The following is a 20525-nucleotide window of genomic DNA, read 5'->3' as shown; positions in this document are numbered from 1 at the left end:
GGAACCGGCGAGGAAAAGTGGAAACCGCTGGTGGGCCTTGGGTCGCAGCATTATGGTTGCGGCGATGCGTGACAATTTCCAAAGGGTAACCATGGCCACGACCCCGAAATCGCCCGGCGACACCTCCCCGGTTAAGCCCGCAAGGACCAGGGCAGCCAAACCCGGGCCGAAGGCCGTCAACCTCAAGCCAACGCTGAAGGTGGTCGAACCGCCGGCGCCCTTGGCGGCCGAGGGAAAGGCGGCCGTGCTCCGGCTGCGGGATCTCGTCGATCGCGTCGCCGGCGCCACCGGGGCGAGGAAGCCCGAGGCGAAGAAGTCGGTCGAGGCTACCCTGGTCGCAATCTCCGCCGCGCTGCAGGCGGGCGCCACGCTGGCGCTGCCGCCCTTGGGCAAGCTGCGCGTCGCGCGGACGGCGGGCGCGGTCATGACACTGAAGCTGCGGCGCGGCGAGGCCGGAAAGGGTAGCGAAAAAGCCGGTGCGAAGCCCCTTGCGGAGGACGGAGAGGACGACTAAAAGCCCCCTCACCGGGCGATTAGCTCAGCGGTAGAGCGCTTCGTTCACATCGAAGATGTCAGCGGTTCAAATCCGTTATCGCCCACCATCATTCCCGAAAGCGCGCCCCATCGGCGCGCTTTCGTCATTGCGACGCCTTGCCAGCGCAAAGCCGGCGGGGTAGGGACCGGGGCAGGGGCGGTTAGCTCAGCTGGTAGAGCGTCTCGCTTACACCGAGAATGTCGGGGGTTCGAATCCCTCACCGCCCACCATTCCCCTCTTTCGGCCTGCCGCCCGCTGCAACCTCCGGATTTGAGTATTTTTGCCAAGAGGAAGCGCAATTTTAGTCGAATTTTACCGGATGGGGCAGAGCGGTCCGTGGCCGCGCCGTCACGCCGGCGAAATCGCGGCGAAGGCCGTTGCGGGCCATGGGGTTCTGTGGCAAGACTGCCGGGTGACGCAAGCAAACCGATGAGTTCAGAATGAGCGAATTCGCCACCCGCCGCGAGATGATGGTGGATACGCAGGTCCGCCCCTCGGATGTGACCAAATTCCCGATCATCGACGCCATGCTTGCCGTCCCGCGTGAGGTCTATGTGCCCGAGGACCGGCGCGAGACGGCCTATATCGGCGAGAACCTGCCCCTGGCCCCCGGCCGTGTCCTGCTGGAGCCGCGGACGCTGGCCAAGCTTCTGGATGTGCTGGACGTGCAGCCCGGCGAGATGGTGCTGGATCTGGGCTGCGGGCTTGGTTATTCGGCCGCGGTCCTGGCCCGGCTGGCCGAAACGGTGGTCGCGGTCGAGGCGGATGCCACCCTGGCCGCCGAGGCCGGGCGGCTTCTGTCGGAGGAGGGCGTGGACAATGCCATCGTCGTCGCCGGCCCGCTGCAGGACGGCGCGGCCCGCCATGCGCCCTATGACGTGATCACCGTCGAGGGCGGCGTCGAGGAACTGCCCGCGACGCTGCTGGCGCAGCTCAAGGACGGCGGCCGGATCGGTGCGATCTTCATGGACGGGGCGATCGGCACCGCGCGGATCGGGGTCAAGAGCGAGGGCCGCGTCAGCTGGCGCCCGGTGTTCAACGCGGCCGCCCCGGTGCTGGACGGTTTCGCCCGCGCGCGCGGGTTCGTCCTGTAGCGGCCCTCGGGGCCATGCCGGGGCTTCCGGCGAAGGTGCAACAAGGCGGGCGGCCATGGCCGCGCGTGGGAAAGGCGGAACGGATGCGGTCCTGGCTTCGAGCGGTGGTGGTGGCGGCGGCGGCGCTTGGGTCGGCGGCCGGGGCAGGGGCCGAGACGCTGACGGATGCGCTGATCGCGGCCTATCGCAACTCGAATCTCCTGGACCAGAACCGCGCGGTGCTGCGCGCCGCGGATGAGGATGTGGCGGTCGCCGTCTCGTCGTTGCGGCCGGTGATCGCCTATACCGCGACCGCCGGCTGGCGGCGGGCAGATGTCTCTTCGCCGGTCCCGGCCACGGTCGAGGGCACCTCGGCCTCGCTGTCGCTGTCGGCCGACCTGCTGCTTCTGGATTTCGGCCGCCGCCATTTCGGGATCGAGCTCGCGCGCGAAAGCGTGCTGGCCACCCGTCAGGCGCTGGTCCAGGTCGAGCAGGAGGTGCTGCTTGCCGCCGTCCAGGCCTATGTCGATGTGCGGCTGGCGCTGGATGTCGTGGCGCTGCGGCAAAGCAACCTGCGGCTCATCACCCAGGAGCTTCGCGCCGCCCAGGACCGTTTCGACGTGGGCGAGATCACCCGCACCGACGTAGCCATCGCCGAGGCGCGGCTGGCGGCCTCGCGCTCGGCGCTTTCGGCGGCCGAGGGCGACCTGATGGTCGCGCGCGAATCCTACAAGGCCGCGACCGGCGCCTATCCCGGCAACCTTGCGGCCCCGCCCAGGGCTCCGGCCCTGCCGAAGTCGCTGGAGGAGGCGCAGTCGGTCGCGCGCAAGTCCCATCCGCTGATCCGCCAGGCGCAGCATCTCGTGACCATCGGCGGGTTGCAGGTCGATCTGGCCCGCGCCGGGATGAAGCCGACGCTGGGCGCCCAGGCCAGCCTCGAGACCGACAACGACGGGCTGGACAGCGCCTCGGTCGGGCTGGTGTGGAACCAGACGCTCTATGCCGGCGGCAAGCTGGCGGCGCTGCTGCGCCAGGCGATCGCGGGCAATGACCGGGCGCGGGCGGGCCTGCAGCAGACCACGGTGAACGTGCTGCAATCGGTCGGCGTCGCCTGGGCCGGGCTTCTGGTCTCCAACGCCTCGATCGAGGCTTCCGACCGCCAGATCCGCGCCGCGCAAACCGCCTTCGACGGCGTGCGCGAAGAGGCGCAACTGGGCGCGCGGACCACGCTGGACGTGCTGGACGCCGAGCAGGAGCTTCTGGATGCCCGCAACGCCCGCCTCCAGGCCGAGGCGCAGCGTTACGTCAGCGTCTACCGCGTGCTCTCGACCATGGGCCTGCTGACCGTCGAGCATCTGCAGCTCGGCATCCCGACCTACGATCCCGAAGCCTATTACAAATCGGTCGAGCGTGCGCCCGCGCACAGCGCGCAGGGCAAGGCTCTGGACCGGATTCTGGAAAAGATCGGCAATTGAGCAGGGGCCGTCCGGCGCGAAAACTGTTGCCGGACATGGGCTTGCCAGAGTAGGCTCATCCGGCGGGTTCGCGTGGCTTGGACGGAAGGCCGGATATGCCGGGATCGCTGACATCGAACGGGGTCGAGGATCTGGTGTCCTCTGTGCGCAGGCTGGTCTCTGCCGACCGATGCCCCCATGACCCCGAACCGGGGGAAAAGCTCCTCCTGACTCCCTCGCTGCGCGTGGTCCCCGAGGCCGCGCCCGTCGCGCCGCTGATCCTGACCGGCAGCGACCTGGCGCCGGAGGAAGCCGTTCTGGTCGATGCCGATTGGGAAGAGCCGATCTGGTCCGCGCCCGAGGCCCCGTTGGCCGAGATCGCGCTTGGCGTGGAAGAGGCCGAACTGGTGGCCGAAGCGCCGATGTGGCCCGAGGTCGAGGAGGAGGAGGCCCTTCAGGGCGAGGGTCCCGTGGTCGCCTTTCCCTCCGCCGCTGCTCCTGCCGAGGCCGAACCTGTGGCCGAGAATGAGGATGAGATCGACGTGGCCGAGGTCCTGACCGCCGCCGTCCTGGAGGACGAGAACCTGCGGGTGATGGACGAGGCCGAGCTGCACGATCTTGTCCGCGAGATCCTCCGCCAGGAGTTGCAGGGCAGCCTTGGCGAGAGGATCACCCGCAACGTCCGCAAGCTGGTCCGGGCCGAGGTGAACCGGGCACTCGCCGCTCGCTCCCTGGACTGAGCCCCGGAAACCGACCCCGGAAATGACAACGCGCCCACTGGGGGCGCGTTTCGTCTAGGTCCTTGCCGGACCTGATCAGGCGGCTTCGGCCTGTTCGGCCTCAAGCGCGTGGCGACGCTCGGATTCCTCGCGCGAGAGCGCGACGCTGGTGCGGATGCCCTTCGACACGAATTCCATCAGGCCCTTGACCACCCGCTCGTTCGGGTCGATCCCGGCGCAGGACAGGACTTCGCGCCCGTCGCGCGAACGGGCCCAGCGGGCGATCTGGTCGGGACCGTTGCCATACTTCTTGTCGTCGGCAATGGCATCGTCCAAGGCGGCAAGCACGACGGCCGCGAACAGCTTGCGCGCACGCTGGCCCTGCTCGAAGTTGAAGGCGGTGCTGTCGATGGTGTCGAGCATCGGCTTTCCTTTTTATTGCTCTTGTAATTCCTCGCGTCCGAGGGGTTGTAACGATTTGTATGCGATTCGGGGGCTTCCGGTTTGGAATGACTGCCATGCGCCTGGTGCATGGCTGAATTTGCGCCCTCAGCATCTAGTCGTTGGCCCCGGCAGACCATCACGAGATTTAGGGGCCCGTCCGCCGATTTCAACCTTTGCGTTAGGATTTCGTCAAGGATCTTTGCAGCCGGCTCATGCCAGCCGCAGCCGCGCGGCTGCGGCGGTCAATGTGCCCCCGGCCCGGTCGTGGCGCAGATAGGCGATCCCCTGGCCGCCCGCCTGGGTGTAAAGCACCCCGGCAGGCTTGCCGTCGGCGAGGATCTCGCTGCCGACCGGGGCCGAGCCCTCGACCTCGACCCGGACGAGGCCCTTGCGCAACTCGGTCTTGTGCTTCATCCGCGCAGTGACCTCCTGGCCGACGTAGCAGCCCTTGCGAAAGTCCACCCCATGCAGCCGCTCGAACCCGTGCTCCAGGATATAGCTGTCGTCGGGGACCAGTTCGATGCCGCTTTCGGGGATCAGATGCGCGACCCGGATCGCGTCCCAGTCGATCCGCGGCGGCTGGCCCGGCAGGGTGCTGAACCCGCGCCAGCCAAGCGCGGGGTGGCGCGGGTCGGGCAGGGCGCCCTCCGGGGCATCGCCCAGCCCGCGCAGGACCTGCAACTCTGTCGGCTGCAACTGCACATCCGCCCGCAGCCGGTACATCGCCAGCCGCCGCAGCGTGTCGGCGGCCAGCGGCGTCGCGATGTCCAGCAGAAGCTGCCCCTCGGCATCGCGGGCAATGAAGAAATCCGCCAGATACTTGCCCTGCGGCGTCAGGAGCGCCGCCCAGACCAGGCCCGGGCCATGCTCCAGCGGGCGGACGTCGTTCGACACCAGCCCCTGCAGGAAACGCAGGGCGTCCTTGCCGGTCAGGGCGATCACGGTGCGGTTCGGGGCGGCCTCGCCCAGGGTCGGGTCCATCATGCCGTCAAACATAGGCAGAGGCGCGGGAAGGGGAAAGGGTCAGTCGCGCAACTGCGCCTGCTGCAGCTGCGCATAGGCCCCGCCCCGCGCCATCAGGCTGTCATGGGTGCCTTCCTCGATCAGGCGGCCATGGTCCAGCACCAGGATCCGGTCCGCCCCCTTCACCGTCGAAAGCCGGTGCGCGATCACCAGCGTCGTCCGCCCCGCCTGCGCCCGGGCCAGCGCGGCCGAGACGGCGGCCTCGGTCCGCGTGTCCAGAGCTGAGGTCGCCTCGTCCAGCAGCAGCACCGGCGCATCGGCCAATAGCGCCCGCGCGATCGCGATCCGCTGCCGCTGCCCCCCCGACAGGGCCGAGCCGCGCGGACCCGCCGGGGTCTCCAGCCCCAGCGGCAGGCTGTCGGTGAAGCCCGCGACCTCGGCATCGGCGAGGGCGGCCGTCAGCCGGGCCTCGTCCACGTCCGCCCGGCCCAGAAGCAGGTTTTCGCGCAGCGTCTCGTCGAACAGCGCCGAATCCTGCGTGACCGAGGCCAGCAGCGCCCGCTGGTCGGCCAGGCTCATCTCCTGCACATCCACGCCGCCGATCAGGATGCGGCCCGCCTGCGGCTCGGCCAGTGCGGCGATCAGCTGGAACACGGTGGATTTCCCCGCGCCCGAGGCGCCGACCAGCGCGGTGACCTTGCCGGCCTCGGCGGTGAAGCTCAGATTCTCCAGCACCGGCCGGTCGGGATAGGTGAAGGAGACGCCCTCGAACCGGATCTCCGGTGCGCCGGGCGCGGGGCGGGCGCGGCTGAGCGCCGGGCGGCTGCCCGAGGGCCGGGTGTCGAACAGCGTGTAGACCCGCTCAAGGCTCGCCTCGGCCACCTGCCACTGGCCCGCCAGATCGCCAAGGCGACGGATCGGCTGGAAGGTCAGCGCCATGGCGGTGAAGAAGGACATGAACTCGCCCGTGGTGCGCTCGCCCGCCGCCACCTCGCTGCCGCCCAGCATCAGGACGGCAAAGAAGCCAAGCCCGGTGATCACATCCACCAGGGCGGGCATGGCCGAACGTCCGACCACCGTCTTGACCTCGGCCCGGACGATCGTGTCGACGATGCGCCGGAAGCGGGCGGTCTGGTAGCCCTCCATCCGGTTCAGCTTGACCGCCTGGATGCCGTGGAAGATCTCGTCCAGCCGGGTGGCGCGCAGGCCCGCCTGTTGCCTCGTGTGCATCGCCTTGCGGCGCAGGTAGCGGCGCAGCACCAGCGCCGGCAAGAGGAGAAGCGGGGCCCCGACCAGCGCCGCCAGGGTCCAGACCGGGTCGATCATCAGGGTGACCGCGAACAGCCCAACCAGCGAGACCACGTCCCGCCCGATCCCGCCGATCACCATCGTCGCCGCGCCCTGCACGGCCAGCGTGTCGCCTTGCACCCGCTCGATCAGCTGGCCGGGAGAGTTTTCCTGGAAGAAGCGCGAATCCAGCGTCAGGAGGTGGCCCAGGAGATCCCCCTGCATCGCCCCGGCGCTGGACTGGTTGACCTTGGCCAGAAGCCAGCGCCCCAGGATCGAGGTCACCGCCCGTGCCAGGAACAGCGCCAGGATGCCCCCGCCCACCCAGATCAGCGCCCCCGCGCCGCCGGGGGCGAAGACGCGGTCGAACAGCGGCTCGATCATGTAGCTGAGGAGACCCAGCGTCGAGCCTTCCAGCACCATCATCAGGAAGGCCAGGGCCATCAGCCCAAGATGCGGCCGCAGATAGGCGCGCCAGAACCGGGTGAAAAGCTGGCGGGACGGATAGGCGCGGGTGGGCTGCAAGGGCTGGGGGCCTTTCGGTCGGACCTTCCGGGGTTTACCGGGAAAGGCCGGGCGTCTCAAGCCGCGCCGGATTGACGCATGGCACGGCCCGGCCTAGCCATTGTCCGACAGCAATGGAGAGATGCATGAGCCTTGCCAGCGGCCGCCCCTATCTGGCCATCCCCGGCCCCTCGGTGATCCCTGACCGGGTGCTCCGCGCCATGCACCGCGGCTCGCCCAACATCTACGAGGGTCCGCTGATCGAGATGGTCGCAAGCCTCTGGCCCGACCTGCGCATGGTGGCGGGGACCACGGGGCATGTGGCGATGTACATCGGCAACGGCCATGGCGGCTGGGAGGCGGCCAATGCCAACCTGTTCAGCCGGGGCGAAAAGGCGCTGGTTCTGGCCACGGGCCGGTTCGGGCTGAGCTGGGCCGAAAGCGCACGCGCCATGGGTATCGAGGTCGAGGTGCTGGATTTCGGCAGGTCCTCCCCCGTCGATTTCGACCGGGTCGAGGCGGCGTTGCGGGACGATGCGGGCCATCGGATCAAGGCGGTCCTGACCACCCATGTCGATACCGCAAGCTCGATCAAGACCGACATTCCGGCGCTGCGGGCGGCGATGGATGCGGCCGGGCACCCCGCGCTGCTGGCGGTGGACTGTATCGCGAGCCTCGGCTGCGACGAGTTCCGGATGGACGACTGGGGCGTCGACGTGATGGTCGCGGCCTGCCAGAAGGGCCTGATGACGCCGCCCGGCCTGGCCTTCGTCTGGTTCTCGGAGACCGCCCGCCTGCGCTGCGGCCATTCCGACCTTGCCACGCCCTATTGGGCCTGGGGGCCCCGCGCCCAGCCCGAGGATTTCTGGCAGCACTGGGACGGCACGGCGCCCACGAACCACCTTTACGGCCTGCGCGAGGCGCTGGACATGCTGCGCGAGGAGGGGATGCCGCAGGTCTGGCATCGCCACCACACGCTGGCCCGCACCGTCTGGGCCGCCTTCGACGCCTGGGGCGCGGGCAATCCGCAGATCGGGTTGAACGTGGCCGACCCCGTCCATCGCGGCTGGTCGGTCACCGCCGCCCGCTTCGGCGCGCCCCATGCCACGCGGCTGCGGGAATGGTGCGAGACCAGGGCGGGCGTGACGCTTGGCATCGGCCTCGGTATGGCCGCCTCGACCGAGCCGGCCTATCACGGCTTCCTGCGGGTCGGACATATGGGCCATGTCAACGCCCATATGACGCTGGGCGCGCTGGCGGTGATGGAGGCGGGGCTGGTCGCGCTGGACATCCCCCATGGCGTGGGGGCTCTGGCGGCGGCGGCTGGCGTGATCGCCCGGAACGCTTGAGAAACAGGTAGCTGCGGGCGAGCCTTCAGAGACAACCTGAGCTCGCCCGCCGCCGCCTTTCAGCGTCGGGCGATGTGGGCGGCCAGCCGCTCGGCGTCGCGCCAGGCGCCCCAGATGAACGAGGAGCCCCGGCACGACAGCCAGGGCAGGCCGACGAAGTAGAGGCCCGGCACCTCCTCGACCACTCCCTCGACATGGCGGGGGCGGCCGTCGGGGCGGAAGATGTCCAGGTCGATCCAGTCGAAGTCCAGCTTGAAGCCGGTGGCCCAGATCACCGTGCTGATCCCCGCCGCGCGCAGGTCGAGGGTCAGGATCGGGTCCGCGACCTCAGGCGGTAGGGGCAGGAGGTCGCGCGCGCCGGGGTCCGGCGGCAGGTCCAGGCCCTGCGCGGTGGCAAAGGCATCGGCCTCGTCCAGGACCGAGAGGTAGTTGCGGTCCCCCGCCGCGATGTTGGCGGCCAGGTCCGGGGCGAAGTGGAGCGCGCCGTCGCGGTACTCACCGGCCCGGCCCAGAAGGGTGACGCCCAGGCTCGCGAGGCGGCGGAAGTCCATCGTATGGCCGCCATAGGCGCCGCTGACGGCGATGGTGACGTGCTCGGTGCCGGGGGTGGGGGTCTTCATGTCCCACTTGCCCAGCTTGCCCAGCCACCAGACGAAATCATGGCCCCGGTAGCGGCGGGGCGGGCGGTCGTGGGGGCCGATCGAGAGGTAGACCCGGCGGCCGGCGCGGACCAGTTCCTCGGCGATCTGCGCGCCCGAGGAGCCGGCGCCGACCACGAGGATCGCGCCCTCGGGCAGCTGGGCGGGGTTGCGGTAGGCGTTCGAATGGAGCTGGGTGATGCCGGGGTCGGAGATCGTGGTGGGGATCACCGGCTTCTGGAATGGGCCGGTCGCGACGACGACGTTGCGGGCCGCGACCGGGCCGTCCGAGGTCTGTGCAAGGAACAGGTCGCCCTCGCGGGTCAGCCCGGTGACCTCCACCCCGGTGCGGACCGGCAGGTCGCGGCTCTCGGCGAAGGTCTGGAAATAGCTGGCGACGCTTTCTTTCGGTGCGAAGGCGTCGGGGGCCGTGTCCCGGAATTCGGCGTCGGGGAAGCGGTCGTGCCAGGCGGGGCCGTTGGCGACGAGGCTGTCCCACCGTTCGCTCCGCCAGCGTTCGGCGAGGCGGGCGCGTTCCAGGAGGAGGTGGGGGACGCCCTGCTTCTGCAGGTGCGTCGAGGTGGCGATGCCGGCCTGGCCGCCGCCGATGACGAGGGTGTGGAGGGTCTGGGTCATGGATGGAAGTCCTGGAGAAGGGTGCTGGCCACGCGTGGCCCATGTTTCCCTGCTTTTGAAATCAACGGCTTGCCTGCGGGCCTTAACGGATCGTTCATCACTCCCGGCCCGTCATTCATCGCCCGGCACCCCGTAGGAGGGGGCGCGGGTCGGGTCCTCGGCGCGCTGGACATAGGCGGCGATCTGCGGGGCGTAGACGTCCCAGGCGGCGCGGAGCATCCCGATCGGATCCTCGGCCCAGTCGATGCGCAGGTCCACGATCGGCCAGGAGAGGCGGTCGACGACACGCAGGCCGGCGGAATGGACCGGCCCGGCCTCGCCCCCGGCGGCAAGCCCGGCCTCGAGCGCCTGCATCAGCCGCTCGGCCAGGTCGCCGGAGGCGGCCTCGAAGGCGGCGACCATCAGGGCGGGAATCCCCGCGTCGGCCAGAAGATTGCCTCCGGCGGCGCAGTACTTGCCCTGAGCCTCGCCCCAGAGGCCGAGGACCTGACGGCCGGAATGCACGGCGGTCTCGCCCCGCGCATCCACGACGAGAAGCTGGCGATAGTCGATATGCGCCCGCCGCTCGCGCACCGAGGCCAGCGCCTGGGTGGCGGAGAGGCCGGATTCCAGCCGGTCGAGAATCAGCGGCCCGAGGGCAGGGTCGGTGATGTTCTGGCTGGCCACCGCGCCGACGCCGGGGCGCAGATGCACGCAGCGCGCGGCGACGGCGGGCGAGGAGGAGGAGATCGCCATGCCGAACTGCCCGGTCCGGGCGCAGCGGGCGACGAGCGAGAAGGTCATGCTTCGTCGTCCGGGATCACCGCGGTGCCGTCGATCTCGACCAGCCAGGAGGGGCGGGCAAGGGCGCTGACCACCACTCCGGTCGAGACCGGATGCACGCCCTTGATGTATTCGCCCATGGTCCGGTAGACGGCCTCGCGGTGGCGGACGTCGGTCAGGTAGACGACGATCTTGCACAGGTGCTCCATCTTGCCGCCGACTTCTTCCAGCAATTGCCGGATGTTCTGCATAACCTTGTGGGTCTGCTCGACCGGGTCGTGGCTGCCGATGTCCTGCGCGGTGTCCAGGTCCTGCGGGCACTGGCCGCGCAGAAAGACGGTGCGGCCGCGGGCGACCACGGCCTGCGCGAGGTCGTTGTCGAGCTTCTGCTCGGGGTAGGTGTCGCGCGTGTTGAACTTGCGGTGCCGGAAATGCGTCATCGGGGCCTCTTGTCACTGATCCGGCAACCCTGCCCGAAATGGCCGGAGGGCGAAAGATCGGTAGCGACGCGAAGCGCGGCGATTTTGGCCTTTCCGGGCCGGGTCCCCTTACCAGCGCCGCTCGAAGCGGCGGCGCAACAGGATCGCGGCCACGTTCATCGCCACGAGGAAGACGAGGAGGACGATGATCGCGCCGTTCGAACGCTCGATGAAGGCCGGGTCCGAGCGGCTGGCCCAGCTGTAGACTTGCACCGGCAGCGCGGTGGCGGGGTCGAGGATCCCTTCGGGCGGGGCGGCGGGATAGTTGTCGACAAAGGCGACCATGCCGATCAGGAGAAGCGGCGCGGTTTCCCCCAGGGCGCTGGCAAGGCCGAGGATCGTGCCGGTCAGGATGCCGGGCATGGCCAGCGGCAGGACGTGGTGGAACACGGTCTGCATCTTCGAGGCGCCGACGCCCAGGGCCGCGTCGCGGATCGAGGGCGGCACGGCGCGGATGGCCGCGCGGGTGGCGATGATGATGGTGGGCAGGGTCATCAGCGACAGGACCAGCGCGCCGACGAGCGAGGAGGACTGCGGCAGGCCGGCGAAGTTGATGAAGATCGCCAGGCCGAGGATGCCGTAGACGATGGAGGGGACGGCGGCGAGGTTGGAGATGTTGACCTCGATCGCGTCGGTCCAGCGGTTCTTCGGGGCAAATTCCTCAAGATAGATGCTGGCCGCGATGCCGACCGGCACGCACATGATCAGCACGAGGACCATCATGTAGAGCGAGCCGAGGATCGCGACGCCGAGGCCCGCGGCCTCGGGGCGCTGGTCGGAGGCGTCGGGGTTGGTCAGGAAGGACCAGTTGAAACCGGAGGTCAGCATCCCCGCCTCGACCAGTTTCTGCGCGAGGCGGAGCTGCCCGGGGCTGATGTTGCTGTCGCGTTCGGCGCTTTCCAGCGTGACGCGGCCCTTGAGGTAGCCGTCGATCCGGCCCGAGGCGAAGACGCTGGCGTCGATGGTGCCGCCGATCAGCGCGGGGTCGGCAAGGACGCGGGCGCGGAGCGTGCCGGGGGCGTCCTTCGAGATCAGTTCGGCGACCTTCTTGGCGCCGACCCCGTCTTCGGCGATGCCGCGACGCTCGAGCTCGGCCAGGAAGGCGGCGGTGAGGACCTTGCCATAGCCGATGGTGGTGACCTTGCCCATCTCGGCCGGGTCGCGGTTGCCCTTGGGGTCGAGAACCTCGGCCGGGAGGGTGACCGGGAAGGAAAGCCGGGCCTGGGTGAAGGAGGAGACCCCGTCGCGCAGGATGGTGGCCAACATGATCGCGAGGATCGCCAGCGAGACGGCAATCGCGGCCAGGCCGTAGAGGCGGAAGCGCCGCTCGGCCGCGTTGCGGCGGCGCATCCGCGCGGAGGGGGCGAGAAGCGAGGGCCTTGCCTGCGGCAGGGAGACGGAAAGGTCGGTCATTCGTACTGCTCGCGGTATTTGCGGACGATCCAGAGGGCGAAGATATTGAGGCCGAGGGTGATGACGAAGAGCGTCATGCCGAGGGCGAAGGCGACCAGGGTCTCGGGCGAGGCGAAATCGGTGTCGCCGGTCAGCTGGCCGACGATCTTGACCGTCATCGTGGTCATCGCCTCGAACGGATTGAGCGAGAGCTTGGCGGCGGCGCCGGCGCCCATGACGACGATCATCGTCTCGCCGATGGCGCGGGAGGTGGCCATGAGGACGGCGCCGACGATGCCGGGGAGGGCGGCGGGAAGGATGACCTGTTTCACCGTCTCGGACCGGGTCGCGCCGAGGCCGAGGCTGCCGTCGCGCAGGGATTGCGGCACGGCGTTGATGATGTCGTCGGACAGCGAGGAGATGAAGGGGATGTTCAGGATGCCGATGACGATGCCGGCGGTCATGACCGAGGAACCGGAATTGCCGAGGCCGAGCGGCTGGGCGAACCAGTCGCGCAAGGCGGGGCCGACGGTGATCAGGGCGAAGATGCCGAAGACGACGGTGGGGATGCCGGCGATGATCTCGATCAGCGGCTTGACCCAGGCGCGGGTGCGGCGCGTGGCATATTCGGCCAGGAAGATCGCGGCGAAAAGGCCGATCGGGACGGCGACCAGCATCGCGATCAGGGTGATGTAGAGCGTGCCCCAGATCAGCGGGACGATCCCGAGATCCGAGCCGCCGCGGAAGTTCGGCGACCAGGTGAGGCTGAAGAAGAAGTCCTTGGCGGGGTATTTCGCGAAGAAGTCGAAGGTCTCGGAGACCATGGACCAGACGATGCCCACGGTGGTCAGGACCGCGATGGAGGAGGCGGCGATCAGCAGCCAAAGGACCACACGCTCGACGCTGTTGCGGGCGCGGAAGTCCTTGTGGCTGCGGCGGAAGGCGGAGAGGAGGCCGGCGAGGGCGGCGGCAAGGGTGAGGGCGGTGCGCAGCATCGCGCCCCGGGCGGCGGCGGTGCGGTAGTCCTGGGCCGCGGCCAGGACCTCGGGCGTCACGTCCGAGCCGAGCGCGACGCCGATGGCGGCGAGGCTGGCGCGGGCCTCGGGCGGGGAAAGGGCGGCGGCGGCGCCAGGGGTCAGCGCGCCGGCGGCGACGGCGATATCCAGGCCCTCGGCCAGGCGGCGGATGTCGGTGAGGGCGAGTTCCCGTACGGCGGGATCGGCGCTCAGGGCCGGCGGGAGGGTTGCGGCGATGCGGCTTTCGATCACCAGGGGCTGGAGTACCAGCCAGAGCGAGAGCGTGACGAGACCGGGGACGAGGACCCGGATCGCGCCGAACCAGCCGTAATAGGCCGGAAGCGAATGGAGGAGCCGGGGGTTGCCGCCGGCGGTGGCCAGCGCCCTGTGCCGGGCCAGAAGGAAACCGGCGAGGGCCAGGACCAGGACGGCGGCGAGGGTCATCGGGACGGACATCGGGGGGTTCCGGTCGGGAAGGGAAAGGCGGGGCCGGAAGGCCCCGCCCGGTGTCGGCTTATTCCAGCGGCCCCATCGGGGTCTCGGCGGCAACGGCCGCCTGGGTCGCGGCAAGCTCGGGGTCGGAGACGAGGCCGTATTCCGCCAGCGGGCCCTCGGGGCCGGCCATGTCGTCGGAGACGAAGAACTCGATATATTCCTTCAGGCCGGGGATCACGCCGATATGCGCCTTCTTGACGTAGAAGTAGAGCGGGCGCGACACCGGATAGTCGCCCGAGGCGATGCTCTCCACGGAGGGGACGACGCCCGACATGGTGGCGACCTTAAGCTTGTCGGTGTTGTTCTGGTAGAAGGACAGCCCGAAGATGCCGACCGCGTTCTTGTCGGCGTCGAGGCGGGCCAGGGTCTCGGTGTAGTCGCCGTCGATGTCGACCGACTTGCCGTCCTTGCGCAGCTCGATGCAGGCCTTCTTGGCGTTGCCGTCCTTTTCCTTGTCGTCCGCGCCTTCGGCAGCGGCGAGGAACAGGTCATAGGCGCCGCTGTCCTTGCAGCCCGCCTCGAGCACCTTGACGTCGAAGACTTCGCGGGTGCCGTGCTTGGTGCCGGGGATGTAGGCGAGGATGGCCTGGGCGGGCAGTCCGGCGTTCACGTCGACCCATTGGGCGGTGGCGTTGTCGGCCAGCGCGCCGTCCTTGGCGACCCTGGCGGCCAGCGCGTTGTAGACATCGGCCGGGGTCAGCGCGAAATCGGCGCCGTTCACGTCCGAGGCGAAGACGATGCCGTCATAGCCGAAACGGACTTCCATCACCTCGGCCACGCCGTTCTTGGCGCAGAGGTCGATGTCCGACTGCGAGATGCGGCTGGAGGAGTTGGCGATGTCTACGGTGGTCTCGCCGACGCCTTCGCAGAGCTTCTTGCGGCCCGCACCCGAACCGCCACCTTCCACGACCGGGCTGGGGAAGTCGAAATTCTCGCCGAAGGCCTCGGCGACGATGGTGGCATAGGGCAGCACGGTGGACGAGCCGGTGATCTGGATCTGGTCGCGGGCCATGGCGGGCAGCGCCGAGGCGGCGGCGAAGGCCAGGACCGAGACGGTCAGGTGGACGGGGGTCATTGGGTCACTCCTGCTTGACGTGCGGCCGAATGTGGCAGCGTGCGTCCGGCTCTAGTCGTCGGTTGTGACGCTTGTTTATCGGGAATGTAAAAGCTGTGTGACAGGGAGAGGAATTCCGGGCCTCGCGGCGCGCGGGTGCGGGACGTCTGTCAAGATGAGCGCGTTCCGCGTTCCTTTTGTCTCGGGTTTTTGCGTGAAGGACGCAAAAGCCCTCGGGCGGCCTCCGGCGGGATATTCGGCCAGTATGAAGGGGGCTTCGGGAGGACCCGCGCGGAGAGGTGCGCGCGGGCCGGGAGGTCAGCGGCCGAGGACGGCGCGCAGGGCGCGGGTCAGTTCGGCCCGTGGGTCGGTGCTGGCGGTGGGGCTGCGCCAGGCGACGTGGTGGTCGGGGCGGACGAGGACGCAGCCGGCGTCGGTCACCTCACGCGCGCGGGCCCAGTCGCCCATGTGGTCCTCATAGGCGCAGCGCGGGCCGATCTTGACGCAATGGATCGGCAGGCCGAGTTCGGCCGCGACCTGTTCGGCGGCCGCGATCCAGCCCTCGCCGCCGATCCCGGTCAGCAGGGTGAAGCGGCCCTTGCCGGTGAGGTCGAGGCTGGAGTGTTTCCCGCCCTGCCGGTCGTAGAGCCAGACATGCGGCAGGCGCGCGCCGGGGAAGGTGGTGGGCTGGTAGTAAAGCTGCATGTCGGCGTTTGGCGCGGGCGGGGTCTGGCCGTCGGTCAGGATCGCGCCGGAGGCGTAACGCTGGTTCATCTCGACCCCGTGCGTCGAATTCGTATTTCTTGAACTCGAAGGCCTTGCGGAGCGCCTCGCGCTGCGCCTCGGCCGCGGGGGTTGCGTCGCAGCGGGCGGCCATGTTGCGCTGGATCTTCTCGTGGTCGATGCCGCCGTCCATGCCGAGCGCCTCGAAGATCGGGCCGAATTCGGTGATCGACTGGTTGGCGCGGGTGACGATCTGGCGCGCGACGGGCGCGCGTTCCACGCTGTAGCTGTCCAGGAGTCTCGGGCTGGCCTGGCCCTTGATCACGGTGGCGAGTTTCCAGGCGAGGTTGAAGGCGTCCTGGATCGAGGTGTTCGAGCCGAGCCCGTTCGAGGGCGGATGCCGGTGCGCGGCGTCGCTCATGATGAAGGCGCGGCCCTTCTGCATCCGGGTGGCGAAGCAGTTGTTCACCGTCCAGGTATTGGCGACCAGAAGCTCGATCTCGAGATCGGGGGCGCCGACCAGCTGGCGCGCGACCTGGATGGCGAGGGCATGGTCCACCACCGGAGCGGGCCGGGTGATGTCATAGCCCCAGACGATCAGCCATTCGTTCCAGGGTCGGACCATACGCACGAGGCCCATGCCGATGCCGCCGACATCGGCGCCGGGCTGAGGACCGAAGGCCGGTGCGCGACGTATTTCGACAGGTCGGCGCGGAACAGGATGTTCATGCTGCCGCCGACGCCCATCCTGCCCTCGAACGGCAGGCCGAGGTGTTCGGCGACGAGGCTGTTGCCGCCATCCGCGCCGACCAGGTATTTCGACCGCACGGTGAAGTCCTTGCCGGTCAGCCGGTCGCGGCAGGTGGTGGTGACGCCCTCGTCATCCTGGACGTGGGAGAGGTATTCGGTGGACATGCGCGACTGCGCGCCGCGCCGGCAGGCCGTGCCGAAGAGGATCGGCTCCATGAAGGTCTGGGGCAGGTCGTTCATCTCGCAGGGGCTGGCGAGCTGGTGGCGGGCCTTGGATGCGGGCGCGGTGCCCCAGGACTGCATCCGGCCCAGTTCCTCGCCGGTGAGGCTTTCGCAGAAGACGTTGTTGCCCATCAGCTCCTGATGGGTGGCGTGCTTCATCGCCTCGGATTCCACCTCGGGGCCAAGGTCGCGCAGCACCTCCATCGTGCGCTGGTTGGTGATATGGGCGCGTGGGGTGTTGGCCAGCCAGCGGTAGCGGTTGATCACCAGGACCTCGACCACGCAGGACGCCAGAAGCGCCGCCGTGGCCGAGCCTGCGGGCCCGGAGCCCACCACAAGAACGTCGGTCGTGATGTCTGCCATCACTTCTCTCCCTTGAGTTTCGCCGGGCGTTTCGCCCGGTCATGGATGACCCCGCCTCCCGCGGGGGGGGAATCAGCTTGCGGGGCGGGTGCCTGCCCAGGCGGCCTGCAGCAGGGTCAGGATCGCGGCCTCGTCGAAGGGGCGGGGGTTCCAATACTTGTTCTTCATCGCGATGGCGGCGGCGCGGGGCAGGTCGGCCTTGGCAAGGCCGAGGTCGGCCAGCCGCATCGGTGCGCCCGAGGCCTTGGCGAAGTCCCACAGGCCCGCCCCGGCGGGCGCGCCGAAGACCCCGGCGATCGGGGAAAGGAGGTCGGGGACGGCGGCGGCGTTGAAGGCGGTGGTATGGGGCAAGAGGATGGCGTGGGTCTCGGCATGGGGCAGGTCGAAGCTGCCGCCGAGGACATGGGCAAGCTTGTGGTGCAGCGCCATGGAGACCTGGCCAAGCGCGGTCGAGCAGCACCAGGCGGCATAAAGCGCCTCGCCCCGGGCCTCGCGGTCGGCGGGGTCCTGGACCAGCCGGGGGATCGCGCTCTGGAAGGCGCGCATCGCGTCGCGGCACATCGCCTCGATCACCGGGTTGCGGTCGGGGGCGTAGAAGGCCTCCATCGCGTGCGCGATGGCATTGAGCGCCGAGGTCACGGTCAGGCCGAGCGGCAGCGAGAGGGTGAGGTCGACGTCGTAGATCACCACCTCGGGCCGGATCGCGGCCTCGCGGCGGGTGGTCTTTTCGCCGCTCGCGGTCTCGCCCAGGATGTCGGTCATCTCGGAGCCGGCATAGGTGGTGGGAATGGCGATCTGGTCGGCGCCGGTGCGCACGGCGATAGCCTTGCCGAGCCCGGTGGTCGAGCCGCCGCCAAGCGAGATCACGCAATCCGAGCCGGTGTCGAGAAAGGCCTGCACCGCCTTTTCCGTCACCTCGACCGGCGTGTGCATCCTGGCCCCGGCAAAGACGCCGGCGGCCTTGTCACCCAGGCGTTCGGCCAGGGCCTGCGCGTCCTGGCGCTGGTTCGGCGTCGAGAGCACCAGCGCGCGGGAATGGCCGAGGCGGGCAAGCTCCTCGCCGGTCCGGGCGAGCGTGCCGGCGCCGAAGACGACGCGGGTGGTGATGCCGGGAAAGGTGAAGGCGCGGGTCATCGGGGGATCTCCTCTGCGGCGGGAACGAGGACCAGGGTCAGGTCCAGCGCGTGGCGGGCGGGGCCGCCGGGGGGCAGGCGACAGAATTCGGCCAGAAGCTCGGGCCGGACGCCGAAAAGCGCATCGCGGCGGATCGCGGGATCGTCGCGGTCGAAGACATGGGTGACCAGGGTGCGGAAACCGGGGGCGGTGACCTTGAAATGGATGTGCGCCGGGCGTTCCAGCCTGAGGCCGAGCGCGGACATCAGGCGGCCGACGCGGCCATCCTCGGGCAGGGCATAGCCGCACGGCTTCACGCTGCGGAAGGAGAGCCGCCCCATGGCATCGCTGCGCAACCGGCCGCGCAGGTTGAACTCGGGCTGGCGGTCGGGGTCCTGATTCTCGTAGCGGCCGCAAGCATTGGCCTGCCAGACCTCGACCAGCGCGTCCGGAACCGGGCCGCCGTCCAGATCGGTGACACGGAGCGAGACCGCCAGCGCCTCGCCCAGGCCATCGCGCGACAGGTTGGCGCCGGCGGGAAGCTCGGGCACGTCGTCGCGGTAGAACGGGCCGGGCAGGGTTGCAGGGGTCGTGCCGGGCGGGCAGGGGGTGTTCTGCTCCTCGACCAGGGTGGAGAGGCCGGTCACATCGGCCAGGAGCACCCATTCCTGCCGCCGGGCATCCGAGGCATGGCCAAGCTCGGTCAGGAAATCCACCAGCGCGCGGAATTCGGCCGGGGTGGGCTTCAGCTCGGCTACGAGGTCATGCGCCCGGCCGACAACGGCCAGCACCGCCGCGCCAAGCCGCGCCTCGCGGCTGGGGCCGAGACGTCGGGCGAAGGCCCCGGAGACGGTATCGTCGGCTGGCTTTGCCTGCATGGTGGGCGCGGGCCTCCACTTCCCGCGAAAGGAAAGATGACGCGGCGGCGCAGGAAGGGCGATGAAATCTGCGCCGAGTATCATACCATGTTGGTATGAAACTGAACGAATCCCATCTCATGCAATTGGCGGCGGTGCTGGACGCGGGCACGATCAGCGGCGGCGCGCAGGCTTTGGGGCGACGCAGCCGGCGGTGAGCCGCTCGTTGGCGATGCTGGAGGCGCGGATCGGCCAGCCCTTGTTCGTCAAGGGCAAGCGGCCGTTGCAGGCGACGCCGCTGGCGGCGCATGGGCGCGCGATGCTGGTCGCCTCGCGCCGGGCGACGGATACGGTCAAGGGCTTCCTGACCGGCACGCGCGGGCTGGTGCGGGTGGGGGGTGTCCCCTTCTTCATGGATGCGATGATCAGCCGGATGGTGGCGGGGTTCCAGAACGTCGAGCCCGATGTCTCGGTGCAGCAGAGTTATGGCAACCTGCCCGACCTGATGGCGGCGCTGGAGGATGACCTGATCGACCTTGCCATCGTGCCGATCGGCCATATCGAGGCCGGGCCGGAGTTCGAGTTCCTGGAGCTTCTGCCCGGCCGCAATGTCGTGGCCTGCCGCACCGGCCATGCGCTGACGCGCAAGCGGCGGTTGCAGCTGTCGGACCTGACCGAATCGCCCTGGGTGGCACCATTGCCGGGATCGCCGCTGCGGTCGGACCTGCATTCGATCCTGCTGACCATCGGTCTCTCCGAGGTCACGATCCGTTATTCCGGCGGCAGCCTGATGAGCGTGATCAACTACATGTCCGAGACCAATGCGCTGGCGGTGCTGCCCTTCTCGGTGGTCGTTGCGCAGCGCACGGAGAACCGGATCGCCGCCCTGCCGCTGGAGCTGCCGCAGCCGAACCGGAGACTTGGCATCCTGCGCCGGACCGGGCGGGCGCGGTCGCAGGCGGCGGAGCGTTTGGCGCTGCACCTGACCACGGCCTTCGAGGACCTGAAGCACCTGATCAAGCGGCACGAGAATGCCGTGGCCTGGGGACGTTAGAGGACGGGTTCGGTTTCCATCGCGGGGCAGCCGATTTCCAGGCCTTCGGCCCAGATCACCTCATCCTCGGCGAAGCGGAGGGTGAAAAGGCGGGCCTCGGGCAGGATCTCCTCGCGGATGAAGTCGCCATCGACCAGGCGTTCGGCCGGGATCGCGGCGATGGGGGTGCCGTAGATGGCGGTGGCGCGCCAGTCGCGGATCACGACAGGCTGGCCGGGGGCGAGGAGGAGATCGTGTTCCGGCCGGTCATGGCCAAGCGAGGAGGCCGAGATCCGCACCACGCGCAGCATCCGCCGCTTCGATACCGAGACCGAGCCCAGCCGCCGCGCGCCCGAGCGGGTGACGATCCGGTCGCCGGGCTCGAGGAATTCGACCGGCAGGATGCCGTCCAGCGTGCGGACCAGGGTCCCGGCCATCAGCCCCGAAGGCTGCACCCCTGAGCTGTTGCCGGTTTCGATCCGCACTGACGTATTCATGGTCGCATACCCGCCTTGCACCCAGGGTCTTGTCGCATCGCATCTTGACCGGCATGCGGTTACTCTTTGGTTTATGCGCGGCAGATGTGGCGTGATCGCGCAGGGGTTGTGTCAGCAATGCGGCGATTGGCCCTCGCGCCCGGGGCGGGGGTTTGCTAGAAGGCGCT

21 protein-coding genes, 2 tRNA genes and 1 pseudogene are annotated in these 20525 nt (G+C 69.3%); 9 read left to right on the top strand and 15 right to left on the bottom strand.

Annotated features, from left to right (window positions below):
• Window positions 1–91: 91 nt before the first annotated feature.
• The 6 genes from I7S92_RS01580 (at window position 92) to I7S92_RS01555 (ending at window position 3802) form a co-directional block, all read left to right on the top strand.
• Entirely contained in the window at window positions 92–514 is a 423-nt protein-coding gene (locus I7S92_RS01580) for an HU family DNA-binding protein (protein ID WP_197641705.1), read from the top strand.
• Window positions 515–527: 13 nt separating this feature from the next.
• Window positions 528–602, top strand: a tRNA-Val gene (locus tag I7S92_RS01575).
• Window positions 603–689: 87 nt separating this feature from the next.
• Window positions 690–765, top strand: a tRNA-Val gene (locus tag I7S92_RS01570).
• 210 nt (window positions 766–975) lie between these two features.
• Complete coding sequence (locus I7S92_RS01565; protein ID WP_197641704.1) at window positions 976–1629, top strand: protein-L-isoaspartate O-methyltransferase family protein; 654 nt, start codon at window positions 976–978, stop codon at window positions 1627–1629.
• 83 nt (window positions 1630–1712) lie between these two features.
• Window positions 1713–3083, top strand: a complete 1371-nt coding sequence (locus I7S92_RS01560) for a TolC family outer membrane protein (protein ID WP_197641703.1) — start codon at window positions 1713–1715, stop codon at window positions 3081–3083.
• Between the two features lie 95 nt (window positions 3084–3178).
• On the top strand, window positions 3179–3802 hold the full coding sequence (locus I7S92_RS01555; RefSeq protein WP_197641702.1) for a hypothetical protein: 624 nt from the start codon (window positions 3179–3181) through the stop codon (window positions 3800–3802).
• A 75-nt stretch (window positions 3803–3877) separates the two neighbouring features.
• On the opposite strand, the gene I7S92_RS01550 is transcribed toward I7S92_RS01555, so the two are convergent.
• From I7S92_RS01550 to I7S92_RS01540, 3 genes are all read right to left on the bottom strand, one after another.
• Complete coding sequence (locus I7S92_RS01550; RefSeq protein ID WP_197641701.1) at window positions 3878–4204, bottom strand: DUF6280 family protein; 327 nt, start codon at window positions 4202–4204, stop codon at window positions 3878–3880.
• A gap of 231 nt (window positions 4205–4435) precedes the next feature.
• Window positions 4436–5209 (bottom strand): CAF17-like 4Fe-4S cluster assembly/insertion protein YgfZ, encoded by a 774-nt coding sequence (ygfZ, locus tag I7S92_RS01545; protein ID WP_242070006.1) that lies wholly within the window; start codon window positions 5207–5209, stop codon window positions 4436–4438.
• Window positions 5210–5248: 39 nt separating this feature from the next.
• Window positions 5249–6919, bottom strand: a complete 1671-nt coding sequence (locus tag I7S92_RS01540; protein ID WP_197641791.1) for an ABC transporter ATP-binding protein — start codon at window positions 6917–6919, stop codon at window positions 5249–5251.
• A gap of 206 nt (window positions 6920–7125) precedes the next feature.
• Here I7S92_RS01540 and I7S92_RS01535 point away from each other — a divergent pair, with 206 nt between their 5' ends.
• Window positions 7126–8328 carry a pyridoxal-phosphate-dependent aminotransferase family protein gene (locus I7S92_RS01535; RefSeq protein WP_197641700.1) on the top strand — a complete coding sequence of 401 codons (1203 nt, stop codon included), beginning with the start codon at window positions 7126–7128 and terminating at the stop codon, window positions 8326–8328.
• Window positions 8329–8387: 59 nt separating this feature from the next.
• On the opposite strand, the gene I7S92_RS01530 is transcribed toward I7S92_RS01535, so the two are convergent.
• The 7 genes from I7S92_RS01530 to I7S92_RS23080 all read right to left on the bottom strand — a co-directional run bounded on the left by I7S92_RS01530 (window position 8388) and on the right by I7S92_RS23080 (window position 15574).
• On the bottom strand, window positions 8388–9602 hold the full coding sequence (locus tag I7S92_RS01530) for a flavin-containing monooxygenase (protein WP_197641699.1): 1215 nt from the start codon (window positions 9600–9602) through the stop codon (window positions 8388–8390).
• A 111-nt stretch (window positions 9603–9713) separates the two neighbouring features.
• Window positions 9714–10385 (bottom strand): DUF1028 domain-containing protein, encoded by a 672-nt coding sequence (locus I7S92_RS01525; RefSeq protein ID WP_197641698.1) that lies wholly within the window; start codon window positions 10383–10385, stop codon window positions 9714–9716.
• On the bottom strand, window positions 10382–10804 hold the full coding sequence (locus I7S92_RS01520) for a RidA family protein (RefSeq protein WP_197641697.1): 423 nt from the start codon (window positions 10802–10804) through the stop codon (window positions 10382–10384). The genes I7S92_RS01525 and I7S92_RS01520 overlap by 4 nt, the downstream gene beginning before the upstream one ends.
• A 108-nt stretch (window positions 10805–10912) precedes the next feature.
• Window positions 10913–12256, bottom strand: a complete 1344-nt coding sequence (gene pstA / locus I7S92_RS01515) for a phosphate ABC transporter permease PstA (protein ID WP_197641696.1) — start codon at window positions 12254–12256, stop codon at window positions 10913–10915.
• Window positions 12253–13707 carry a phosphate ABC transporter permease subunit PstC gene (pstC, locus tag I7S92_RS01510; protein WP_197641695.1) on the bottom strand — a complete coding sequence of 485 codons (1455 nt, stop codon included), beginning with the start codon at window positions 13705–13707 and terminating at the stop codon, window positions 12253–12255. Before pstC ends, pstA begins: the two co-directional genes overlap by 4 nt.
• A 58-nt stretch (window positions 13708–13765) precedes the next feature.
• Entirely contained in the window at window positions 13766–14821 is a 1056-nt protein-coding gene (locus I7S92_RS01505; RefSeq protein WP_197641694.1) for a PstS family phosphate ABC transporter substrate-binding protein, read from the bottom strand.
• A gap of 297 nt (window positions 14822–15118) precedes the next feature.
• Window positions 15119–15574 carry an aromatic-ring hydroxylase C-terminal domain-containing protein gene (locus tag I7S92_RS23080; protein ID WP_242070031.1) on the bottom strand — a complete coding sequence of 152 codons (456 nt, stop codon included), beginning with the start codon at window positions 15572–15574 and terminating at the stop codon, window positions 15119–15121.
• Between the two features lie 101 nt (window positions 15575–15675).
• Here I7S92_RS23080 and I7S92_RS23305 point away from each other — a divergent pair, with 101 nt between their 5' ends.
• A complete protein-coding gene (locus I7S92_RS23305) occupies window positions 15676–15810 on the top strand; it encodes a hypothetical protein (protein ID WP_277922942.1) in 135 nt (44 codons plus the stop codon).
• An 11-nt stretch (window positions 15811–15821) separates the two neighbouring features.
• Here I7S92_RS23305 and I7S92_RS23300 read toward each other — a convergent pair.
• From I7S92_RS23300 to I7S92_RS01490, 4 genes and pseudogenes are all read right to left on the bottom strand, one after another.
• Window positions 15822–16148: pseudogene (locus I7S92_RS23300) on the bottom strand (FAD-dependent monooxygenase); the annotation flags it as partial.
• Window positions 16121–16858, bottom strand: coding sequence for an FAD-dependent monooxygenase (locus tag I7S92_RS23075; protein WP_277922938.1), 738 nt, complete (start codon window positions 16856–16858; stop codon window positions 16121–16123). The gene I7S92_RS23075 and the pseudogene I7S92_RS23300, both read right to left, overlap by 28 nt.
• A gap of 72 nt (window positions 16859–16930) precedes the next feature.
• Window positions 16931–17992, bottom strand: coding sequence for a maleylacetate reductase (locus I7S92_RS01495; protein WP_197641693.1), 1062 nt, complete (start codon window positions 17990–17992; stop codon window positions 16931–16933).
• Window positions 17989–18849 carry a dioxygenase family protein gene (locus I7S92_RS01490; RefSeq protein WP_197641692.1) on the bottom strand — a complete coding sequence of 287 codons (861 nt, stop codon included), beginning with the start codon at window positions 18847–18849 and terminating at the stop codon, window positions 17989–17991. The genes I7S92_RS01495 and I7S92_RS01490 overlap by 4 nt, the downstream gene beginning before the upstream one ends.
• A 193-nt stretch (window positions 18850–19042) precedes the next feature.
• Here I7S92_RS01490 and I7S92_RS01485 point away from each other — a divergent pair, with 193 nt between their 5' ends.
• Window positions 19043–19882: a LysR family transcriptional regulator gene (locus I7S92_RS01485; protein WP_354001291.1), complete on the top strand. Its 840-nt coding sequence runs from the start codon at window positions 19043–19045 to the stop codon at window positions 19880–19882.
• Here the strand turns inward: I7S92_RS01485 and I7S92_RS01480 are convergent.
• Window positions 19879–20358, bottom strand: coding sequence for a Hint domain-containing protein (locus I7S92_RS01480; protein WP_197641691.1), 480 nt, complete (start codon window positions 20356–20358; stop codon window positions 19879–19881). The genes I7S92_RS01485 and I7S92_RS01480 overlap by 4 nt on opposite strands.
• Window positions 20359–20525 lie beyond the last annotated feature (167 nt).

Origin of the sequence: Tabrizicola soli (assembly GCF_015999335.1) — a bacterium.
Taxonomy (GTDB): domain Bacteria; phylum Pseudomonadota; class Alphaproteobacteria; order Rhodobacterales; family Rhodobacteraceae; genus Tabrizicola; species Tabrizicola soli.
Note: the sequence above shows the minus strand (reverse complement) of the source record. Positions and strands in the feature narration are given on the sequence as shown.

Excerpts from the sequence above, each read along its gene's own strand:
- I7S92_RS01520 (WP_197641697.1), bottom strand. The coding sequence starts at position 10,804 with ATGACGCATTTCCGGCACCGCAAGTTCAACACGCGCGACACCTACCCC.
- I7S92_RS01535 (WP_197641700.1), top strand. The coding sequence starts at position 7,126 with ATGAGCCTTGCCAGCGGCCGCCCCTATCTGGCCATCCCCGGCCCCTCG.
- I7S92_RS01540 (WP_197641791.1), bottom strand. The coding sequence starts at position 6,919 with ATGGCCCTGGCCTTCCTGATGATGGTGCTGGAAGGCTCGACGCTGGGT.
- I7S92_RS01580 (WP_197641705.1), top strand. The coding sequence starts at position 92 with ATGGCCACGACCCCGAAATCGCCCGGCGACACCTCCCCGGTTAAGCCC.
- I7S92_RS23305 (WP_277922942.1), top strand. The coding sequence starts at position 15,676 with ATGTTGCGCTGGATCTTCTCGTGGTCGATGCCGCCGTCCATGCCGAGC.
- I7S92_RS01525 (WP_197641698.1), bottom strand. The coding sequence starts at position 10,385 with ATGACCTTCTCGCTCGTCGCCCGCTGCGCCCGGACCGGGCAGTTCGGC.
- ygfZ (WP_242070006.1), bottom strand. The coding sequence starts at position 5,209 with ATGATGGACCCGACCCTGGGCGAGGCCGCCCCGAACCGCACCGTGATC.
- I7S92_RS01560 (WP_197641703.1), top strand. The coding sequence starts at position 1,713 with ATGCGGTCCTGGCTTCGAGCGGTGGTGGTGGCGGCGGCGGCGCTTGGG.
- I7S92_RS01495 (WP_197641693.1), bottom strand. The coding sequence starts at position 17,992 with ATGACCCGCGCCTTCACCTTTCCCGGCATCACCACCCGCGTCGTCTTC.
- I7S92_RS01490 (WP_197641692.1), bottom strand. The coding sequence starts at position 18,849 with ATGCAGGCAAAGCCAGCCGACGATACCGTCTCCGGGGCCTTCGCCCGA.
- pstA (WP_197641696.1), bottom strand. The coding sequence starts at position 12,256 with ATGACCGACCTTTCCGTCTCCCTGCCGCAGGCAAGGCCCTCGCTTCTC.
- I7S92_RS01505 (WP_197641694.1), bottom strand. The coding sequence starts at position 14,821 with ATGACCCCCGTCCACCTGACCGTCTCGGTCCTGGCCTTCGCCGCCGCC.
- I7S92_RS01530 (WP_197641699.1), bottom strand. The coding sequence starts at position 9,602 with ATGACCCAGACCCTCCACACCCTCGTCATCGGCGGCGGCCAGGCCGGC.
- I7S92_RS01565 (WP_197641704.1), top strand. The coding sequence starts at position 976 with ATGAGCGAATTCGCCACCCGCCGCGAGATGATGGTGGATACGCAGGTC.
- I7S92_RS01480 (WP_197641691.1), bottom strand. The coding sequence starts at position 20,358 with ATGAATACGTCAGTGCGGATCGAAACCGGCAACAGCTCAGGGGTGCAG.
- I7S92_RS23075 (WP_277922938.1), bottom strand. The coding sequence starts at position 16,858 with ATGGCAGACATCACGACCGACGTTCTTGTGGTGGGCTCCGGGCCCGCA.
- pstC (WP_197641695.1), bottom strand. The coding sequence starts at position 13,707 with ATGTCCGTCCCGATGACCCTCGCCGCCGTCCTGGTCCTGGCCCTCGCC.
- I7S92_RS01550 (WP_197641701.1), bottom strand. The coding sequence starts at position 4,204 with ATGCTCGACACCATCGACAGCACCGCCTTCAACTTCGAGCAGGGCCAG.
- I7S92_RS01555 (WP_197641702.1), top strand. The coding sequence starts at position 3,179 with ATGCCGGGATCGCTGACATCGAACGGGGTCGAGGATCTGGTGTCCTCT.
- I7S92_RS23080 (WP_242070031.1), bottom strand. The coding sequence starts at position 15,574 with ATGAACCAGCGTTACGCCTCCGGCGCGATCCTGACCGACGGCCAGACC.